This window comes from Calothrix rhizosoleniae SC01 (assembly GCF_900185595.1).
Classification (GTDB): domain Bacteria; phylum Cyanobacteriota; class Cyanobacteriia; order Cyanobacteriales; family Nostocaceae; genus Calothrix_A; species Calothrix_A rhizosoleniae.
Genome location: NZ_FYBH01000089.1, coordinates 1 through 20,503 on the forward strand (window position 1 = coordinate 1; position 20,503 = coordinate 20,503).

Genomic DNA, 20,503 nt, shown 5'->3' on the forward strand with positions numbered 1-20,503 from the left:
TAAATTCTCTACAATCAAACAAGCAAGAGATGCAAGTCTTAAAATCTAGACTCAAATTTAAGTTTCTGAATTTGACGGAAAGTTCCGGTGCTTTGAGTGAAAGACGAATTTTTAATTGTTATAGCACTACGTAATTAGGGTGCGGACATTGTTGAAGCGCCAAACCTATGAACAGTAACCTTGTTACTTGTGCATAGCGCTATATTACCTTTGGACTGACTTAAATTAACAATTTGATAGATAAATTCTTGTTAACTTCAGCGAACCATATCATGAATATTCAGGATCTGCGCCAATCTTTAAAATTAAAGTGGTTGAATTACTACCAAAAAAACCATGCCTGGTTAGTAAAAATGCGTGTATGGGCTACTTATGATGGTGAACGTCGCCCTCTTTCTAGCTTTATTTTGGCAACTTTATCTGTCCTAGAACCAAAGCTAGAGCAGGTATTCCCATTTGTTCTAGAACTCAGTGATAACCCAGACCAAATTGTTTCTGCCTTGGGACTTAATTTTAACCCGGAAGAACATTTACATTTAATTGATTCCCACTATCATACTCATAATAACGATCGCACCCATGAGCGATCGCTATGGGAAAATCTAGTTTATGATAGACAACCAGAGGATGAATGCCTATCCCATGCTGAAATGGTGGACGAACAAGCCATGAGGGAAAATATTAACTTAATGGCAATGCTTGTAGATGAAGAACAGGAGATTGTTAACCAGCCAGTAGCATCCTCGGTGGCTACAAAACATGTAAATCAGCATTCACCAGATTTTGTTCATCAACAGACAACAGCAGCAGAGAATTTTCTCCAACCAGTAGCAGTATTGGGAAACAAAGATAATGCCAAAACCCAATCTATGATGGAGGAAATCGCCACACCAACTTTACCAACAAAAATTTCTCAACCAGTAGGGGCTGTCAAGGATTACCCCATGTACCCACCAACTGAGCCGCCTCGAGAGAAAATTCCCCCTTCTCTACCATTACATACTTTTGTGTTGGATGAAATGACAGGGATGTTTCACCAGACAGAACCAATACTTAGTGATGTGCAAAAGTCTCCAGAAGAGGTATCTCCCCCATACAAATTAGGGGAAACAATCTCCATCCCATCAATTGCTGCGGACAATCAATCTGTGCAATTTGGTAGTTGGCGGGAAAATCAACCACAGCCAGAGGGGGAAAATCAACCACAGCCAGAGGAAGGAGGTAATCAGGAAGAAAATGTATCTTCTCACAAGAGAAGGCGTTTTAACTTGGCTTCTTGGGTTGATGATTTTTGTCAAGGTGCGGGATGGGATCGAGAAGATGCCATTATTCTTCCATTTTGAGTCTTTATTGACAGCGCTACGGGAACAACAAGCTCTAACTAGGATACTCATGGGAGACAAAAGGTACTGCTATAATTTCCCCTTCAGCATCACCAACTTGAACTTGTAAACCTACACCACCAGCTTTAGTACGAACATAACCAAGCCCAAAATGACCATCCCCAGTCGGAGTATAACTAGTAATTTTACCTACTTTCTCTTCTCCAATGGTAATTAAAGTGCCTGGTTCTGCCGGAGCTGTGAGGCGAATGCCCCAAAGGTATTGTTTCACCCCTTTATAGGTATTGAGACGAGCAATGGTTTCCTGTCCGATGTAACAGCCTTTATTAAAGGAAATAGTCTGCCATAAGCCAACTTCTAGAGGATTATAATCATCTGTTAATTCTGAATCTGGCATTGGTCGTCCTTGTAAAATACGTAACATATCCCAGGCGCGATCACTCATTTCCACTGCACCCAATTCTAAGATTTGTTCCCGTACCTTGTCTTTATCTGTGATGGGAAACATGAGGGTGTATCCAGGAGTAGTCAAACCACTACCCACAGCAATTCGTATACCTTCCACCGATGGTAAAGAAACTATTTGGTGGCTAGCATATGGTTTACCAATCAGTTCTCCTGCTCCCAGTTTTTCCACCACTGCATCACTACCAGAACCAATTAGGTTAAAGGTGACAGTAAATTCAGTAATATCACTTAGTTTTACCTTATCAGCAAAAAAGATATACTTATCTAGCCATTCCATCAGTAATTGACGGCGCTGGGGGGATACCAAGAGAATCACCGCATCATCTTGCACATAAGCTGTAGCTAAATCGATAGTGCGACCAGTGGATGTAACAAAAACTGTATCACAACCTTGTCCTGGTTGGAGAGTAAGGAAATCATTGGTACTTTGGTTATGCAAAAATCGTAAGCGATCTTCATCTGCAATTTTCACCCGTCCCCAATGACTGCGATCGTATAATGCTACTCCTGTTTGTACAGCTTGAATGGCTGCTATGTCTTGGCTATCAATGGCTGATGACATGGTAATTTAATAGTGAGTATGGTTAAGATTTGCGCCTTGAAAATCCTATCAGATTACGATTCATCCCTTCAATAACCAATATCATGTCCGGTTAAATACTTATCATTAGGACTGCAAGGGGGCAGGGGGCAGGGGGAAAAAAGAGTTTGGGTGATTTTTGCATGGATGGCAATATTACAAGTAATCAGGCAGACATGATATAAGTCAAGCTCTTTCACAATCCAAAATCTAAAATCTAAAATCTAAAATCCAAAATGGCATTAGATTGGCAAAAAATATTACAACAGCCAGAGAATCAAACGAGTATAAATACTATTGAGAACTGGTTTATTAATATTGCTCAAAATTTATTGAACCATTCCCAACTTGTAGTAAATAACATACCCCACCGACTTGTAGAAATAGAATTTTATTATTTTTCTCCCATACACCCAGATTTCTTTACCCATCGAGATAATCTACAAACCGAACCAGGAAAATGGTATTTTCATCGTCAGGGTGAAAGTTATAAAGGTGGAACTTTTAAAGGGTTAGATTTGACGTTTGGTAATTACCATGCATATGGAGGTATTCTGATTCGCAGTCTCCAAACATTGAATGGGAATATAGTTTGTGGCCCATCCTTGTGTGTAGACTATTTACTAGCCCAAACCAATACTAACAGCGTTGCTGCTCTGGATGAAAAAATCGCCCAGGCTAGAGCTTGGGAGCAGAATCATATTCTTCGATTGGAAACAGTACCCGTAGGACAAGTAAAGCCAATATTTTCTACTGCTAGGGTGGGACTATCTTTGAAAAAATCAACTGCATCTAATAATATGCATTGGTTCATTCTGCTTCCCTATCGCTACTTGACTGAACCGAGAAGAATTAGCAAGGGTAAACCATATCTGATTTTGGCATTATATTCTCAGGGAATGGATCTTGAACAAATTTGTCAAACAACAGGTTCTCCCCAATCCATTGTTCGAGAATATATCAACAATTTTGAAATTGGTAGACAAGAAAAAGATTTTTCCCGATACGATGGTATGGCGTTTGATAGAAAAAAACTTTGCAGTTTACACGGTATTTGGTATGAATGTTATGGTACTACCCAATTAGGGCACAGACATTGTTAAAGCATCAAACTTATGAGCAGTAAACTTATTACTTGCGTGTAGTGCTATATGAAAATTTTCTTACTTAACTCTCACCCATTTCTCATTTACCAATCATAGCCTCCTCAGTTTGCTCAGCCATTCTAGTAATTAAGGACGAAAACTAAATCACTGGAATTGAACTGATACAGGAGAAACTATTATGAAACGTTTTTTAATCGCTGGCTTAGGAACCCTTTTATTGACAACTGCTGCTACACCTGTTTTTGCTAGAGAAATTGCTACCAGTTCCCAAGAGAGCCGCAATCAAGTAACTAGAAATGTTAAACCATTTAACCTTGTTTTTCTCGGTTATCAAGGATATTTTCAAGAGCAAGGTATTCCTAGCAATGGTGCATTTGTAAATCGTGTCAGATATGGAGATATTAGTGCTGAAGATTTAGTCAAAAGTGCGATCGCTCTTGGTAGACTATCTCCAGACACCATTAATAATCGTATTTATCTAAATGCAGTAGCTAATCAGCTAAATAGCATCTCTAGGCAATAACTTAACTAGTCTGGGATACAACCTTTGTTGCTGTTGCTTCCAATACCGTAACTACAATTTTGATAATCACAGAAATGGTAGAATCTTGACGATAAACTACCATTTCTGTAGTTTTTGTGGGTAGGGGAGATTGAGGATTAAATCATTAAACATTAAAACGGAATAACATCACATCCCCTTCCTTGACAATATACTCCTTCCCTTCACTACGAACTAATCCTTTTTCCTTCGCAGAACCCAAAGAGCCAGAATTGACTAAATCATCATAACCAACGGTTTCTGCGCGAATAAATCCCCGCTCAAAATCAGTGTGAATGACTCCCGCAGCTTGGGGTGCTGACATTCCAGCTTTAATTGTCCAAGCACGGGTTTCTTTCTCCCCAGAAGTGAAATATGTCCGCAAACCAAGCAGAGTATAAGTAGCACGAATTAAGGATTTTAAACCACCTTCTTCTACTCCTAGAGATTCGAGAAAATCTGCCCTATCTGCCTCTGGTAATTCAATTAATTCTGCTTCTACTTGGGCGGAAATAACTACAACTTGAGCATTCTCTTTTGCTGCCACTCCCCTAACTTTTTCCACAAATTCATTCCCAGTAGCTAAGTCATCTTCAGAAACATTAGCTGCATAAATAATGGGTTTGGCAGTCAACATTCCTAGATGCTTAATTACCTCAAATTCTTCCTCAGTTAAATCTATTTGGCGAACAGATTTCCCCTCATTTAAAGCCGCCGCTAATTTTTGCAAAATTGCCAATTCAGCCTGCGCTTCTTTATTGGCACGGGCTTGTTTGCGAGTGCGTTCTATACGTTTTTCAACTTGTCCCAAATCTGCTAAAACTAATTCTAAATTAATTGTTTCAATATCCCTGGCTGGATCTACAGAACCAGCAACATGAATAATGTCATCATTTTCAAAACATCTTACTACATGAACGATCGCATCTACTTCCCGAATATTAGACAAAAATTGATTTCCTAAACCTTCCCCCTGACTCGCACCTTTCACTAACCCCGCAATATCCACAAATTCCACCCGTGCGGGAACCACTTGTTTGGATGTGGAAATATCAGCTAAAACATTTAACCGCTCATCTGGTACTGAAACGACACCGACATTCGGTTCAATGGTACAAAAAGGGAAGTTCGCAGCTTCCGCCTTGGCATTAGCCACCAAAGCATTGAATAAAGTAGATTTTCCGACGTTGGGAAGTCCGACAATACCAGCTCTTAACATTTTGGATTTTAGATTTTAGATTGTAGATTGATTGGACAATCCAGATTGTGTCCGTATAAACAAGGTTGACAAACCACTAAGGGACTAACCTAACATGAGAACTTTTTATTTTCCCTCTTTTTTTGGTGTACCGTTACCTGCACCATTAATCTCAATCCTATTATTATCCTCATGCCATTAAACTGCAATTCGGAATTCTCTCCCACCAACACCCCTCTATTAGATACTCTTTGGGATTGTGCGAATAAACCCCACACCGCATTTTACACCCCTGGACACAAGTTAGGACAAGGAATTTCCCCTAAATTAACTGCCTATTTTGGTAAAGATGTGTTTCGCGCTGATTTAACAGAGTTAACGGCGTTAGATAATCTATTTGCACCTACAGGGGTGATTCATGCAGCTCAGTCATTAGCAGCACAAGCTTTCGGTGCTTCACATACATGGTTTTTAGTTAATGGTTCTACCTGTGGGGTAGAGGCAGCCATTTTAGCAACTTGTGGCAGTGGGGATAAAATTATTTTGCCCCGTAATGTTCATACTTCGGCAATTTCCGGTTTAATTCTTTCTGGTGCCATCCCCATTTTTGTCAATCCAGAATATGACCCAGTGCTGGATATTGCCCATAGTATTACACCCCAAGGAGTAGCCGCAGCCCTAGAAATGCATCCTGATGCTAAAGCAGTGATGATGGTGTATCCCACCTATTATGGAGTTTGTGGAGATGTGGATGCGATCGCGAATATTGCCCACCAGTATAATATACCCCTATTGGTGGATGAGGCACACGGCGCACACTTTGCTTTTCATCAACAACTCCCCACCACAGCTCTGGCGGCAGGCGCAGATTTAACTATCCAATCTATCCACAAGGTTTTAGGTGCTATGACCCAGGCATCTATGTTACATATCCAAGGTGAGATAATAGACCAAGATCGGGTACATAAAGCTTTACAATTATTACAATCTTCCAGCCCCAGCTATTTACTTTTAGCTTCCTTGGATGCAGCACGGCAGCAGATGGCTGTCTGTGGGGAAGAATTAATGTCTCGCACATTGCAATTAGCAGAGCAAGCAAGAAGTCATATTAGTCAGATTCCGGGATTATCGGTGTTAGAAGTACCTAAATTATCATCCCCTGGTTTTGTGACTTTAGATCAAACTCGCTTAACTGTGAGGGTTTCTGAGTTAGGTTTAACAGGGTTTGCCGCAGAGGAAATTTTGGATGAGCACCTGGGCATTACCTGTGAGCTTGCATCCCTCCATAATCTTACTTTTATCATTAGTTTGGGTAATACCCAAGAAGATATAAATTATTTAGTTCAAGGGTTTGTTATTCTCGCCCAAGAATATCGTCAACCATTGAACCACACCCACGTCAAGTTATCCCAGTCAGCTTGGCATGATTTTACACATATTAGTAATTCCATGTTAATGCTGCCACGGGAGGCATTTTTTGCCCATACAGAAGCCTTACCTATGGAGAGTAAGACCCTTTCCAATCGCATTTGTGCGGAAATTGTTTGCCCCTATCCTCCAGGAATACCCATAATCATGCCGGGAGAGGCTATTTCTATGGAGGCTTTGGCATACTTGCAACAAATTAAACGTATGGGAGGATTTATCAGTGGTTGTGCGGATACTAGTTTGAGAACAATCAAGGTTGTGAAAATTTAGAATTTATAATTTAGGGGTAGGTTAGGTGGAGCGTAACCCAACATTTTGGTATTTGTAGAGAGTGAATAAAATTTGCGATCGCAATCTTTAATATTTATATTCTTCCCTAAAGTGAGATTTATATCAAGGTTTGAAGTGTTTTTTTAGCGAACAATTAAGTATATAGTTGTTTAAATAATCTCTATTGGTACCATGTCTTATGTCGGGTTCCACTTGGTCCCAACCAACCTACGAGAAATTATGATCGCACTCAAGGTTAAAAATTAAGCATTATTAAGTATATTGTTACAAAGAGTTGGTGTAGGTTGCAATTTTTCCCAACATGCCACAAACATGAGCAATCTTGGCACAATGGATAAGGTGCAGATTGGTATATAAACCGTGAGCTCAGAAAGTTTAGAAATTGCTAAAAACCGCTATCAAAAAGGGAAAATTGCTTTTGAAAATGGCCATTACCGGGAAGCTGTAGAGCAATTGGAAAAGGCGGGTGCTTTATTAGCACCACATACGAAATTGTCTGGGGATGTGCAAATTTGGTTGGTAACAGCCTATGAAGCCGCAGGACGAAATGAAGAAGCGATCGCTTTATGTGAAAAACTCAAGAGACATGCTAATTTTGAAACTAATAAGGAAGCAAAGCGTTTACATTATATCCTCACGGCACCAAAGTTAGAGCGTCCCCAAGAATGGATGACAAAAATTCCCGATTTTTCCAATCTCTCGGACAATAAATCCCCAGCCAGTTTTCCTGTGAGAACTTCCCCATCTTCTCAGGGTAAAGCTTCACCCCAACCAGAAATAATTGATCTCAGCCAGGTAAATACTCAGGATAATAATTTTATTTGGGTAGCTTTGATGGCGATCGCGATTATTGTCGCCAGTTTACTTTGGTTAAGTTTATAAACAAAATCCCCACAGTCGCATTATATAACAGCAGATCACCATATATTTTTAACTGATCACAAGAGGATTAATATAATGAAATGGTTGGCGAAACTTAAAAGTTTATTGCCAGTGAGGAATGTATTTATCTTTTTATTTGCATCCTTACTGCTGTCGGGCTGTGTTAAATATGACTTGGGTGTCACCTTTGACAACTCCAATAGTGGAGAATTGGTACAACATATTAAATTAGGGCAAAGATTAACCAGTTTTAGTGGTGAAACAGTCTATGAGTGGTTAAATAGCATTGAGCATCGCGCCCAAAAGATGGAAGGTAAAATCCAGCGACTTTCCAGGGAAGAAGTGATTGTCCACATCCCTTTTAGCAATGGGGAAGAACTGCAAACCAAGTTTAACCAATTTTTCAACCCAAACCAAGATGAAGCAAATCAGCCAGACGATGCAAATAATGAATCGGAAATTCCCCAGCTAGAATCAAACCTACGCTTAGAGCAAAAAAACTTTTTCCTTATAGAACAGGATCACTTCGTTTATGATTTAGACTTGCGATCGCTAGGTTTGATTTCCAGTCAAGGTAATGTATTGTCAAATGCTGACTCTATTCTCGATCTAGAATTTAGCTTGAAAACACCTTGGGGAGCAAATAATATTTCCACCACAGAAGATGCACCCCAACCCGAAAAACAGCAAAATCAACTCACTTGGCGACTCAATCCAGGAGAAATTAATCACATTGAAGTCCTATTCTGGCTTCCTAATCCCCTAGGTATTGGCACATTATTGATCATCGTCTTGGTTGCAGCAGGGATTTATCTGCGATACAACTATATGACTCCTCCCCAAGTTAGGAATGAAGGTGTGATGGAGTGAGAGAATAACTGAAAATCTCTATCAATACCACACCCATCAATGTATTATAATTCGGGCACACTTTATACTTATGTCATACCAGAGCTAATTGAAATAGTGAAAGTCCGATTTTTATTAATGTTCGCTTTGTTACTGGTGCATCCCACTGTATCTGCCCAAACTCCTCTACCCATAGGTGATGAAAAAGTCAAACCAGCAAACCCTACCCCAATCTCCCAACAGACAAAAATTCACCAGGTTGGTAAATTAGCCACAGATTTAGAACAGCTAGATAAAAGCTTGACAATCATTATTTTTTTCCTCGCCAAGGTATTGGCTGGATTCCTCTGTATTTTGGTAATTTACCGGGTTATTTTGCTGATTATTAATCGTCCATCCCAATTGATTATTGATAATTTTAATAACGCCACTGGTACAACCGAGATGGATCTGGTTTTACCGGGTTTGAGTCAATTGGCAAGACAAAACCTAATTCAGGAAATGAATACTGTTCATCAACAGATAAAACAGCAATATGTTTCCCTGGAAAATAATGTTCCTCGTCTTACTAATAAATTACCCTTACCTAAAACCCTTCCAGACCAAAGACTGGCAGATTTAATTGCTTCATTGCAAAAATTTACACCAGATCAACTCGATTCGACAGTGCAATTACTGCATGTAATGTTTCCGCCTCGAGGAACAAAAGTTACCAGTATTCTGCAAAGTCAGGGTAACGAACATCACAAGTTGGGTATTACTTTTGAAATTAGCGACCTACAAGGTAACGCAGCCTCTAAAATATACACTGTCTGGGAATCTGGAGCAGATCAGCTGTCTCAGCCAGATTTGAAAGACCGATATCGGCAACTGTTAAAACCAGCGATTCGCTGGCTAGCCGTTGAACTATCCCGTCGAGAAATGGTAATTGCTGCATCCCAATTTAGTTTTGGTAGACAGGGTCAAATCTATCAAGCACAAGTGGATGATTTTTGCAAATATACTCTAGGGATAGAAGGGATAGAGCGGCTGCACAATGAAAATATCAAACATGATATCCAGACAGCCACAACTCCCTCAATCACTCAAGATTAAACCTCTTTGATCATCCTCGCGAAATCAACATCTAAAACCCTGCCTCCTCCCGACTTTTATAATTTTAGGTGTAGATTAGGGAGCAAGGTACAAGGGAAGAAAAGCTCATAAGGATAGATTTATCTCCCCTGCTCCCCTGCTTTCTTCCCCTAGGGTGATAAACGCTCAATTTGCCAATTACCTGAGTCTACTAGGGTATAACGCAAGCGATCATGTAAGCGACTAGGTCGTCCCTGCCAAAATTCAATTTCTTTGGGGATTACTCGCCAACCTCCCCAATGGGGAGGGCGGGGTACATCTTGATTTTGATACTTGAGTTGTAATTCTTGCAACCTTTGCTCTAATATATCTCGACTAGCGATCGCCTGACTTTGTTCAGAAGCCCAAGCACCCAAGCGACTATTGAGGGGACGACTGTAAAAATACTTATCTGACTCCTCGGCAGAAACTCTTTCCACCTCTCCACAAATACGTACTTGACGTTCCAATTCTGCCCACCAAAACACCAGTGCGGCTTGGGGATTATTGGTTAATTCTGATCCTTTATGACTATGGTAATTGGTATAAAAAACAAAACCTCTGGGATCAAAATCTTTCAGAAGTACAATCCTTGCCGAAGGTTTACCGTCTGGAGTAGCAGTAGCTACAGTCATGGCATTTGGTTCTGGTAATTCGGCACTTAATGCTTGTTCAAACCAAACAGCAAATTGTTTAAAAGGATTGGGGCTCATTTCATCTTCACTCAGCCCCTTCAAAGTATAATCCTTGCGGAGTTCAGCTATAGTTTTTTCCATTGTCATTTATTTCCTTGCAAACAATTAGGCATATATGCTGTCTAATTAATAAAAATATCTATGATGGTGATTGGCATCAACTAACTGACTACCTACTTTGTCCAATAGATTCTCAAATAGATGGTATCAAATGCGCCGTTGGACTTCCCTACAAAACCTGCTAATTTACGGTCTTAGCGGTCCTATTATTGCCCTCAATGTCTGGCTGCTATCTGAATTGTTTAAATATTTTCGTAATCCCATTACTATTTTTAGTCTTGCCGCAATTATGGCATTCTTACTGAATTATCCAGTCAATTTTTTACAGCGAGTACGTTTTTCTCGTACACAAGCCATAATTATTGTCTTATTCCTCAGTTTAGCCATTGTCATAGTTGTGGGTATAACTTTGGTACCCGTAGTCATCGATCAAACGATTCAACTGTTAGACCAAATTCCGGACTGGTTAAGCAGTTCTCAAAACAACTTAGAGTACCTGCAAAACTTAGCGAAAAAGAGGCGTTTACCAATAGATCTGAATGTATTCACCACTCAAATAAATGCCAACATTGAGAAATTAATCCAAACCCTAGCTTCTGCTGCTGTTGGCATAGCTAGTATACTTGTATCCGTATCTATTAATTTCGTATTAGTTACAGTATTGGCATTTTACATGCTATTGTATGGCGATCGCGTCTGGGATGGATTATTCAACCTATTGCCACCGCAAATTAGATTGCCCTGTAGCGTATCTTTACGGTTAAATTTCCATAATTTCTTTCTCAGCCAGCTATTGCTAGGGCTGTTTATGGTATTCACCCTGACTCCCATTTTCTTAATACTCCAAGTACCCTTTGGATTGGTACTAGCCATTATCATTGGTGTATCCCAACTCATTCCCTTTGTGGGAGCAACTCTTGGTATTGGTATTGCCACTCTTTTAGTACTGTTGCAAAGCTGGTGGTTAGCCTTTCAAGTTGCTTTGGTGTCCATAATTTTACAACAAATCAAAGATAATCTCCTAGCACCAAAATTATTGGGTAATGTAACTGGACTCAATCCCATCTGGATTTTCGTTTCTATTTTAGTCGGGTTTGAAATTGGCGGCTTGCTGGGAACATTAGTTGCAGTACCTATTGCTGGCACAATTAAGGAAACTTTTGAGGCAGTACAAAAACAAAAAAAAGGTATGGGCATATCTTCTGGGATCACTTTGGACAATGATTTTTCATCTCATTAACTCGCTACGCGAGAAGGAAGAGGTAACTTGTAAATTCCAAAACACGTAGTGAATTACCAGTAATAAAAAACAATTTTCATCACCCCTGGGGTTGATGGTGCTGTTGCAAAAATTAAATATTGTGATAGTTTTATCTGATGCTAAGATTTAGCTTTAAAAATAAGACATCTGCAAAATTAAATGACTCCCCTCCAGCAGTACTAAAATGCAATTTATAACATACCCTTTACCTATTAGCCGAATTTATTCCTGGAAGCTCCCCTTATCTCCCTTACTCCCCTGCTCCCCTTACTTTTTGTGAACGATTCCCCACTCCCGATTCCCCACTCCCCATTCCCTACTCCCGACTCCCCACTCCCGATTCCCCACTCCCCATTCCCTACTCCCGACTCCCCACTCCCGATTCCCCACTCCTTATTGTCACTGGAAATTGTTAATGGATGCTTCGGAATTATTGGAAACAATTACTCAGCTGATTCAGCAGGCAGAACAAGGAGAAATAGATCCTTGGGATGTAAAAGTAATTGAAGTGATTGATCGTTACTTGGAATTTATGGTAACAGAATCTACTCCTAGAGGTTATGAATCTGATTTATCTCAATCAGGACAAGCTTTTTTATCAGCATCAATGTTGGTACTGTTTAAAGCAAACTCATTGATGGAATTGCAATCTGCTGCTGAAGAAGCAGAAATATTGCCAGAAGAGTCCCTATTAGAAGAAATGGACGGCATTTCATATCATGGGGTAAGATTGCCATTAGAAAAGCAATTGCGCCGTCGTCCAGCAGCAATGCCACCTCCTAAACGTCGGGTATCCCTGACAGAATTAATTGAACAATTGCATATCATGGCAGACAGGCTGCAAAAAATACAAAGTGTTGAGAAGCCTGTTCGCACTCGAAAACAAGCCACTGTCAAAACCATGAGAGCGGCTCTAGACTTAGCACACCAAGAAAATTTAACAGAAGTGGCTGGTGAACTAGAGCAGGTGTTGCAATTGAAAGCAGATGAGCTTTGTCTTCGGCAAAATTGGCTGAATTTGGAACAATTAGTCGAACTTTGGACTCAAACTAAACAACTAGATCCAAATTCTTCCAGCCATCATTCACCCAATAGTTATATTGTCAGCGTTTTTTGGGCACTTTTGTTACTTTCAGCTCAATCCAAGGTTGAGTTAATCCAAGAAGAATTTTACCAAGATGTCAAAATTCGCTTGATTGCCGATGCTCAAGAACATAGTAGTAACTTATCATCCGCATTATCTTTAGTTGAGGTATAAATTTGTATGGAGGGAAGAAGTGTTCAAGGGAAGGAGTGATGGAAGTTGGATAATTTTAGTGTCTGATATTTCCGGATCTAGTTATCTCTAGTTATACTAATGGTTGCCGAAAGTGGTAGAAATTACTTTCTCCTTACTTGGAAGGATGGTAGTAATCGTCAATCCACGGATGATTAAGTATTATTTGATCATAGTATAGTAACCTGGCTTGTGGTTGAGGGATAAATTTTTATGAAAGCGATGATTCTCGCGGCTGGTAAAGGTACTCGTGTGCGTCCGATTACCTACACAATTCCCAAACCGATGATTCCTATCCTGCAAAAGCCTGTGATGGAATTTTTACTGGAATTGCTGCGTCAACACGGATTTGACGAAATCATGGTAAATGTGAGCCATCTGGCTGATGAAATTGAAGGCTATTTCCGTGATGGTCAAAGGTTTGGTGTGCAAATAGCCTATTCTTTTGAAGGACGTATTGTTGATGGGACATTAATGGGAGAAGCCCTCGGTTCTGCCGGTGGTATGCGAAAAATTCAAGACTTCTATCCGTTTTTCGATGATACCTTTGTGGTGTTATGTGGAGATGCATTAATTGATTTAGATTTAACTGCTGCTGTTAAATGGCATAGAGCCAAAGGATCAATTGCGACTATTATTACTAAGCCTGTTCCCCGTGAAGAAGTTTCCAGTTATGGTGTGGTGGTAACTGATGATGATGGACGGGTGAAAACTTTCCAGGAAAAACCCAGAGTAGAAGAAGCTTTAAGCACTAATATCAACACTGGTATTTATATTTTTGAACCAGAGGTATTCAAGTATATTCCTTCCGGTGTCGAGTACGATATTGGTGGTGACTTATTCCCGAAATTAGTAGAGATAGGGGCTCCTTTCTATGCTCTACCAATGAATTTTGAATGGGTAGATATTGGTAAAGTCCCAGATTATTGGCGGGCAATTCGTGGTGTCTTGTCTGGAGAAATTAAAAATGTGGAAATCCCCGGTCAAGAGGTTGCTCCTGGGATTTATACTGGCTTGAATGTGGCTGTCAATTGGGACAAGGTTGACATCACTGGTCCAGTTTATATTGGTGGGATGACCAGAATTGAAGATGGGGCTAAAATCGTTGGTCCAGCGATGATTGGACCCAATTGCTGGATTTGCAATAATGCAACGGTAGAAAACAGTGTGATTTTTGAATGGTCTCGTTTAGGTCCTGGTGTCCGCTTGGTTGATAAACTGGTTTTTGGACGCTATTGCGTTGATAAAACTGGAGCTACTATTGATGTCCAAGAAGCCTCTTTGGATTGGTTAATTACTGATGCTCGTCAAGCTCCACCGGTTCAAACCCCTGTGGAACGACAAGCGATCGCAGAATTACTTGGTACTAACGGTAACTTATAATACCTAGAAAAGGCAGGGAGCAGGGACAGAAGAGGCAGGGGAGCAGGGTGCAGAGAGCAAGGGAGAAGGATTGTGAATCTTTCCTGCCAAAGTGATTCACGCCCTCCGCAGTCGCTCATGGGGGAGACCCCAAGACGGCGCTGCTCTCTACATTTTTTATGAGGTTTATCTCCCCTCTGCTCCCTGCCCCTTGTCCTTTTGGTGAGGTTTTCCACCTTACCATTTAACTAACTAAATACGTATATTTACTTAAACTCTTTTCATAGGTTTGTAGTAATTTTTGGGATTCTGCCAGGGAGATATGCTTCTCTTCTAAGGCTTGCTCACAACGCTGGCGGATATTTTCGACCATATCCTCAGTGTCATACTGCACGTAACCTAGAACTTCATTCATAGTATCACCTTTGACAACGTGCTTAATCTGGTAGCCTTTAGGAGTGAGTTGAATGTGAACTGTGTTGGTGTCGCCAAATAGATTGTGTAAGTTGCCCATTATTTCCTGATAAGCTCCATTGAGAAACATGCCTAGGTAATAGGATTCTCCGCTTTTTAATGGATGTAGTTCTAAGACTGATTTCACGCCCCTGAGATCGATAAAACGGTCAATTTTACCATCGCTATCACAGGTGAGGTCTGCCAAAATTCCCCGACGTGTAGGCTCTTCATCCAAGCGGTGAATGGGCATAATGGGGAAGAGTTGATCGATCGCCCAACAGTCTGGTGCTGATTGAAACACTGAAAGATTAATGTAGTAAATGGAAGCCATAATTTTTTCTAGATCTTCCAGTTCATCGGGTACGTATTCTTGCTGTCTAGTAATGTTGAGTACTTTTTGACAACAAGCCCAGTATAATTGTTCGGCTTTGGCTCTTTCCCTGAGACTGAGAATCCCTAGATTAAAACGACTGATGGCTTCTTCTTTGAATTGAGCCGCATCGTGATAAAACTCTTGATAGTTATTCTGATTGATTGATTGGTAAGTTTCCCAGAGGTAGGTAATTACTTGGGATTCTCCATCCTGTGGCGGTTCTGGGAGGATGGAAGGTACTTCGCTAGTACTCAGAATATCAAAAATCAGAACGGACTGATGGGAAGCGATGGCTCTACCACTTTCACTAATCAGTGTTGGTACGGTTAATTTATTCTCTTCGCAGGTATCTTTTAACTCTGCCACAATATCGTTGGCATAGTTCTGCATATTATAATTTTTGGAGGCATAGAAGTTGGTTTGGGAGCCGTCATAGTCTACACCCAGTCCACCACCAACATCAAGGTAGGTCATGTTTGCCCCCAATAAAGCCAATTCAGCGTAGATCCGACTGGCTTCTTGGATGGCATCTTTAATTACATTGATGGCAGAAATCTGGGAACCGATGTGAAAGTGTAATAGTTGCAGGGAATCCAGCAAATTGGCATCTCGAAATTTATCTACAGCGCGGATAATTTCCGGAATCGTTAATCCAAATTTAGCGCGATCGCCACTAGATGTTCCCCATCTTCCCATACCTTGGGTACTAAGTTTTGCCCTCACACCCACAATGGGTTTAATTCCTAACTGCTGACTAACTTTAATTACCAGATCCACCTCTTCAATTTGCTCTAGGACAATGATTGGGGTTTGTCCCAGCTTTTGAGCCAACATTGCTGTTTCAATGTACTCCTCGTCCTTGTAGCCATTGCAAATTAACAATGCTCCTGGGGTATCTAATAAAGCCAGAGCAATCATTAATTCTGGCTTGGAACCAGCTTCTAAACCAAATTGATTGGGTTGACCAAATTTCACTAAATCCTCAATCAAATGACGTTGCTGGTTACATTTGACCGGGAATACACCACGATAGATACCAGAGTAATTATAGCGAGCGATCGCTTGGTCGAAACAGGCATTTAACCTTTTGATTCGGTCTTCCAAAATATCGGAAAAACGAATTAACATCGGTAGACCCAAATTACGCTGCTTTAAAGATTGTAGCAACTCAAACAAATCCAAAGAACCACCGCGATCGCCTTTGGGAGAAACAGTTACATGACCAGCTGCATTAATGGAAAAATAAGGTTGTCCCCAACCCTCTATACGGTAAAGTGCTTCACTATCTTCTATTCTCCAAATACTGGATGTGGAGAGATTCTTGGACGAAGATTTTTTTTTCTTTTTCTTGTCCTGATCTTGATTTTGCTGATTCACTTCTGTTTGATGTCCATTGGAGGATAACTTTACCACCTCATTAGCTGTCACAGTTAATTCAGCTTCCATATCTTCCTTACCTTTACTAGTCACCCACAAACTTACAATTTAACTTATTCATCTCACTGCGAAAATAAGTAGGTTGGCGTAAAAAATTATCGTTTGGATAAGGCAGGGGGCAGGGAGCAGGGAGCAGGGGGAACAAGGGTTTTAGGCTTATTTACTATTCTTCACATAGTTTGGTTTTATTGTGCCGACTTACTTACACCGAAAGATACTTTGTGAGATAAACTCTGATTGGTCGTCTTCAAGGTGAAGAATAAATCAATGAAGAAAAATCTATTTTATGAGATTTGGATTCATTATTTATCAGGATTTGTTGGTGAATGGATTATCCCGCAACCTCGCCCTCGCTTTTTGTGAGATAAAAATCTTTCCCTCTTTTGATTCAGGAGAGGGACGATAAATGACAAAGTATAAAGGACAATTTGTTTAGTTTTAAGGAGATAGTTTTGGAACGCACATTCTTAGCCATTAAGCCTGATGGAGTACAACGCGGACTAGTGGGTGAAATTATCCGCCGTTTTGAAAGCAAAGGTTTTACCCTAATAGGTTTGAAATTTATGAATGTCAGTCGGGAATTGGCGGAATCTCATTATGCTGTTCACCGGGAAAGACCATTTTTTCCCAGCTTGATAGAATTTATTACCTCTGGTCCTGTGGTAGCAATGGTTTGGGAAGGTGAAGGTGTGGTTGCTTCTGCAAGAAAAATGATTGGTGCAACCAAACCACTAAGTGCTGAGCCTGGAACCATCAGAGGAGATTTTGGAGTCAGTGTTGGTCGTAATATTATCCACGGTTCTGATGCCATTGAAACTGCTCAAACAGAAGTTAATCTCTGGTTTAAGGATGAAGATTTAGTTAGTTGGCAACCATCAATGACTTCTTGGTTGCAAGAGTAATTTAAATGATATCTTACTCCGCAATATAACTGATAAATTTGCCGTAGGGGCACGGCATCTGCAATCTCTCTGGTTATAAATTATATTAACCACGCCGTGCCCTTTCCCTGTTTGTTTTACCAAAATAATTTTACCGAAGTATTTGTTTTAGTTTTTCCTGCGATCGCAAGATCCAAAAGATCAGAAGGAAAACGGCATTTTCCTCTGCTACCTGCACCTTTCCTCTTACTTTTTCTGGTTATAACAAATACTTTTATAATAGTTTTTACTTATGGATAATCCAGACTTTATTGCTTGCATGGTTAGATAATTAACAAAGACTAGAGATTTCTGGGTTGTCTAAATTATAAATCCTCAATTAATCTGGTGGCATAATAATCAAAATTTTAGATTGGATTAATTAATGTCACGTCAGCAGGTGGTAATTATTGGAGGTGGTTTTGGAGGATTATCAGTAGTTAGAGCTTTAGCTAATACTCCTGTAGATGTGTTGCTATTAAATAGTGATAACTATTACACTTCCTTTCCCCTATTGCATCAAGTAGCTACGGGGGAACTAGAACCAGAACTGATCGCTTACCCCATACGCAGTATGCTACGGCATATTAAAAATGTGCGGTTTATGACTGCAAACGTCAAGCAAATTGATACCAGCAGTCAATGTATTCAAACTGACAAGTATTTTATCCCCTATGATTTTCTCGTTATTGCCACAGGTAGCAATTCTAAGTTTTTAAGTATACCAGGAACTAGAGAATATACTTTCCCTTTAAAAAAACTGGAACAAGCAGTAAATTTACGTAATCAGATTATCAGTTGTTTTGAGCAGGCTATTCTGGAAGTAAATCCATCTCTTTGCCAACAATTGCTGACATTTACGATTATTGGTGGTGGAGCCACTGGTGTAGAGTTGGCGGCTTCTTTAAGAGAGATGGTTGCAGCTGTTGTCAAGGATTATCCCACTTTAGATGTTAGTCAAGTGAGAGTCATTCTTTTACAGGCTGGAGATAGCCTAGTACCTCAAATGCCCAAAAGATTGCGTATTTATATCAAATTGCAATTGGAAAAAATGGGAGTAGAGGTACTATTGCGATCGCGTGTTACCCAAGTAACATCTGAAGCAGTATATCTCCAAGGTTCTACTGTAATACCGACAAAGACAACAATCTGGACTGGAGGAGTTACTGGAAACCCCTTAGCTACAGCATGGGGATTACCTACAGATATTAATGGACGAGTAACTGTACTACCAACATTACAAGTTCCCGAACATCCACAGGTCTATATTGTCGGTGACCTTGCTTCTTTAGCAGGAATGCCAATGTTAGCACCCGTAGCCATACAGCAAGGGAAAATAGCAGCCAGCAATATTATTCGCCAAATACAACATAAAAAGCTATTGCCCATGTATTATCAACACATGGGCAATATGGTAATTCTAGGACGTTATAATGGAGTCTTAGACTTGGGTCGGGTGAGACTCACAGGTGTAATAGCTTGGTTAATCTGGTTAGCAGTACATCTGTTAATTCTCCCAGGTTTTCGTAATCAGTTGTTGGTATTGATCAATTGGATTTGGGGTTGTTTATTTCGCGATCGCTTAGTGCGTCTTATTCTTCCTCAAATATCTGTCAATACATCACTAGTACGACGACAAAAGGTACAAGTAATTAAGTGTATACGCTCCAAGTCTAGATCGAGATTTACTACCACTAGAACCCGCGAACATACCGATATGGATTCACAGGATAATTATTCACCTTGAATTCAAAATGTAGATGAGGTCCAGTACTAAAACCAGTGGAGCCAACTCTTCCTATGGTCGTACCTTTATTGACCGTTGTACCTCTTCTCACCAAAATTCTGCTCATGTGAGCATATTTGGTAGAAAGTCCATTTCCGTGTTTAATCACAACAGTCTTTCCATATCCTCCTTGATAGCCTGCATAGGAAACAACTCCAGAACTAGCAGGTTTAATCGGAGTTCCACGAGGAGCACTCAGATCAACTCCGTAATGCATACCTCGTCGAGGATATCTTCTATATCCATATCTTCCCGTTACAACTCTTCCTGGTAAGGGATTATAAAATCTTCCTGAACTACGACGGGCAGAATATCTTCGTAATCTCTGACGTAATGAAGGTCTTCTATAACGACGACGATAGGATATTCTTCTTGACCTGCGACGACGGTAGGATATTCTTCTCGACCTACGACGACGATAGGATATTCTCCTCGATCTACGACGACGATAGGATATTCTCCTCGATCTACGACGACGGGAATACAGCCTTCTATAGCGTCTACGACCTCTAGCTATACCTCTTCTATAACGACGACGGGAAGAATATTTTCTGAGTTTTCTCAGTAAAGATTTTCTACTTGATTGACGACCTAAAGATTTACTCTTTGATTTCTTTGGTGACATAGAAACTTTCAACTTTCTATTTCTCAGAGAAATCAAAATCCCATCTTTATCTATAGCTATAGATGAATTGTTAGTTTCTTCCATCGGTTTGATTACCGCTGGAACAGGAGGTAAAACATCCGTTAATAGTGGGATCACTGCTGCAAACATTCCTTACTTAAGTTAATGTTTCTTCAACATTTTTTCTTTCTTTTGCCAGAATACCGTTATAAATACTGGGAAAATAAGGCTATTCTTTAATTTTTCATGAAGAAGCTGTGAAGTTAAGATGAAGTTGCGTAAATACCGAAGCATGGAAATTTCATCTAAATCGATCTGAGAAATTCAATATTTGGCAGTATATTTGAGAAATAACTAGGAATATCTATTTTAGAATTGCAGAGATACCAAAATATTGATCAATTGGCATTACAGCCTTGAATAATCTCCAGAAACAAAACATTTTAACTAGTC

General features: G+C 40.1%; 17 protein-coding genes. 12 read left to right on the forward strand and 5 right to left on the reverse strand.

Translation table 11 applies throughout. The annotated features are described in order from the left end of the window. Positions 1 to 272: 272 nt before the first annotated feature. Positions 273 to 1,343, forward strand: a complete 1,071-nt coding sequence (locus CALSC_RS26270) for a DUF5331 domain-containing protein (protein ID WP_159460566.1) — start codon at positions 273 to 275, stop codon at positions 1,341 to 1,343. A 34-nt stretch (positions 1,344 to 1,377) separates the two neighbouring features. Here CALSC_RS26270 and ygfZ read toward each other — a convergent pair whose 3' ends face one another. After that, positions 1,378 to 2,373 (reverse strand): CAF17-like 4Fe-4S cluster assembly/insertion protein YgfZ, encoded by a 996-nt coding sequence (gene ygfZ / locus CALSC_RS05185; protein WP_088240337.1) that lies wholly within the window; start codon positions 2,371 to 2,373, stop codon positions 1,378 to 1,380. Positions 2,374 to 2,627: 254 nt separating this feature from the next. Between ygfZ and CALSC_RS05190 the strand changes: the two genes are divergently transcribed. Together CALSC_RS05190 and CALSC_RS05195 are read left to right on the forward strand one after the other, a co-directional pair. Beyond that, the gene (locus CALSC_RS05190) at positions 2,628 to 3,494 is read left to right on the forward strand and encodes a hypothetical protein (protein ID WP_088240338.1); all 867 of its coding nucleotides are present in this window, start codon (positions 2,628 to 2,630) and stop codon (positions 3,492 to 3,494) included. A 181-nt stretch (positions 3,495 to 3,675) separates the two neighbouring features. Further along, positions 3,676 to 4,020, forward strand: a complete 345-nt coding sequence (locus CALSC_RS05195; RefSeq protein ID WP_088240339.1) for a hypothetical protein — start codon at positions 3,676 to 3,678, stop codon at positions 4,018 to 4,020. A 145-nt stretch (positions 4,021 to 4,165) separates the two neighbouring features. Here the strand turns inward: CALSC_RS05195 and ychF are convergent, their stop codons facing one another. Continuing rightward, a complete protein-coding gene (gene ychF, locus CALSC_RS05200) occupies positions 4,166 to 5,257 on the reverse strand; it encodes a redox-regulated ATPase YchF (protein ID WP_088240340.1) in 1,092 nt (363 codons plus the stop codon). Between the two features lie 171 nt (positions 5,258 to 5,428). Between ychF and CALSC_RS05205 the strand changes: the two genes are divergently transcribed. From CALSC_RS05205 to CALSC_RS05220, 4 genes are all read left to right on the forward strand, one after another. Then, entirely contained in the window at positions 5,429 to 6,934 is a 1,506-nt protein-coding gene (locus CALSC_RS05205) for an aminotransferase class I/II-fold pyridoxal phosphate-dependent enzyme (protein WP_088240341.1), read from the forward strand. A 381-nt stretch (positions 6,935 to 7,315) separates the two neighbouring features. Continuing rightward, the gene (gene bamD / locus CALSC_RS05210; protein WP_088240342.1) at positions 7,316 to 7,837 is read left to right on the forward strand and encodes an outer membrane protein assembly factor BamD; all 522 of its coding nucleotides are present in this window, start codon (positions 7,316 to 7,318) and stop codon (positions 7,835 to 7,837) included. Between the two features lie 75 nt (positions 7,838 to 7,912). Further along, positions 7,913 to 8,707, forward strand: coding sequence for a DUF3153 domain-containing protein (locus CALSC_RS05215; RefSeq protein ID WP_088240343.1), 795 nt, complete (start codon positions 7,913 to 7,915; stop codon positions 8,705 to 8,707). A gap of 39 nt (positions 8,708 to 8,746) precedes the next feature. Next, complete coding sequence (locus CALSC_RS05220) at positions 8,747 to 9,781, forward strand: hypothetical protein (RefSeq protein WP_088240344.1); 1,035 nt, start codon at positions 8,747 to 8,749, stop codon at positions 9,779 to 9,781. Positions 9,782 to 9,930: 149 nt separating this feature from the next. Here CALSC_RS05220 and pdxH read toward each other — a convergent pair whose 3' ends face one another. Further along, a complete protein-coding gene (gene pdxH, locus CALSC_RS05225; protein WP_088240350.1) occupies positions 9,931 to 10,575 on the reverse strand; it encodes a pyridoxamine 5'-phosphate oxidase in 645 nt (214 codons plus the stop codon). 130 nt (positions 10,576 to 10,705) lie between these two features. Here pdxH and CALSC_RS05230 point away from each other — a divergent pair, with 130 nt between their 5' ends. The 3 genes from CALSC_RS05230 (at position 10,706) to CALSC_RS05240 (ending at position 14,474) form a co-directional block, all read left to right on the forward strand. After that, positions 10,706 to 11,794, forward strand: a complete 1,089-nt coding sequence (locus CALSC_RS05230; protein WP_088240345.1) for an AI-2E family transporter — start codon at positions 10,706 to 10,708, stop codon at positions 11,792 to 11,794. 436 nt (positions 11,795 to 12,230) lie between these two features. Next, a complete protein-coding gene (locus CALSC_RS05235; RefSeq protein ID WP_088240346.1) occupies positions 12,231 to 13,073 on the forward strand; it encodes a segregation/condensation protein A in 843 nt (280 codons plus the stop codon). Between the two features lie 231 nt (positions 13,074 to 13,304). After that, positions 13,305 to 14,474, forward strand: coding sequence for a sugar phosphate nucleotidyltransferase (locus CALSC_RS05240; RefSeq protein WP_088240347.1), 1,170 nt, complete (start codon positions 13,305 to 13,307; stop codon positions 14,472 to 14,474). Positions 14,475 to 14,697: 223 nt separating this feature from the next. On the opposite strand, the gene speA is transcribed toward CALSC_RS05240, so the two are convergent. After that, complete coding sequence (speA, locus tag CALSC_RS05245) at positions 14,698 to 16,728, reverse strand: biosynthetic arginine decarboxylase (RefSeq protein ID WP_088240351.1); 2,031 nt, start codon at positions 16,726 to 16,728, stop codon at positions 14,698 to 14,700. Between the two features lie 443 nt (positions 16,729 to 17,171). On the opposite strand from speA, the gene ndk reads away from it, so the two are divergent. Together ndk and CALSC_RS05255 are read left to right on the forward strand one after the other, a co-directional pair. Beyond that, on the forward strand, positions 17,172 to 17,621 hold the full coding sequence (ndk, locus tag CALSC_RS05250; RefSeq protein WP_088240352.1) for a nucleoside-diphosphate kinase: 450 nt from the start codon (positions 17,172 to 17,174) through the stop codon (positions 17,619 to 17,621). 403 nt (positions 17,622 to 18,024) lie between these two features. Continuing rightward, positions 18,025 to 19,386: an NAD(P)/FAD-dependent oxidoreductase gene (locus tag CALSC_RS05255; RefSeq protein WP_088240348.1), complete on the forward strand. Its 1,362-nt coding sequence runs from the start codon at positions 18,025 to 18,027 to the stop codon at positions 19,384 to 19,386. On the opposite strand, the gene CALSC_RS05260 is transcribed toward CALSC_RS05255, so the two are convergent. After that, positions 19,334 to 20,200 (reverse strand): M23 family metallopeptidase, encoded by an 867-nt coding sequence (locus CALSC_RS05260; protein ID WP_088240349.1) that lies wholly within the window; start codon positions 20,198 to 20,200, stop codon positions 19,334 to 19,336. The two genes, CALSC_RS05255 and CALSC_RS05260, sit on opposite strands and share 53 nt — an antisense overlap. Between the last annotated feature and the right edge of the window lie 303 nt (positions 20,201 to 20,503).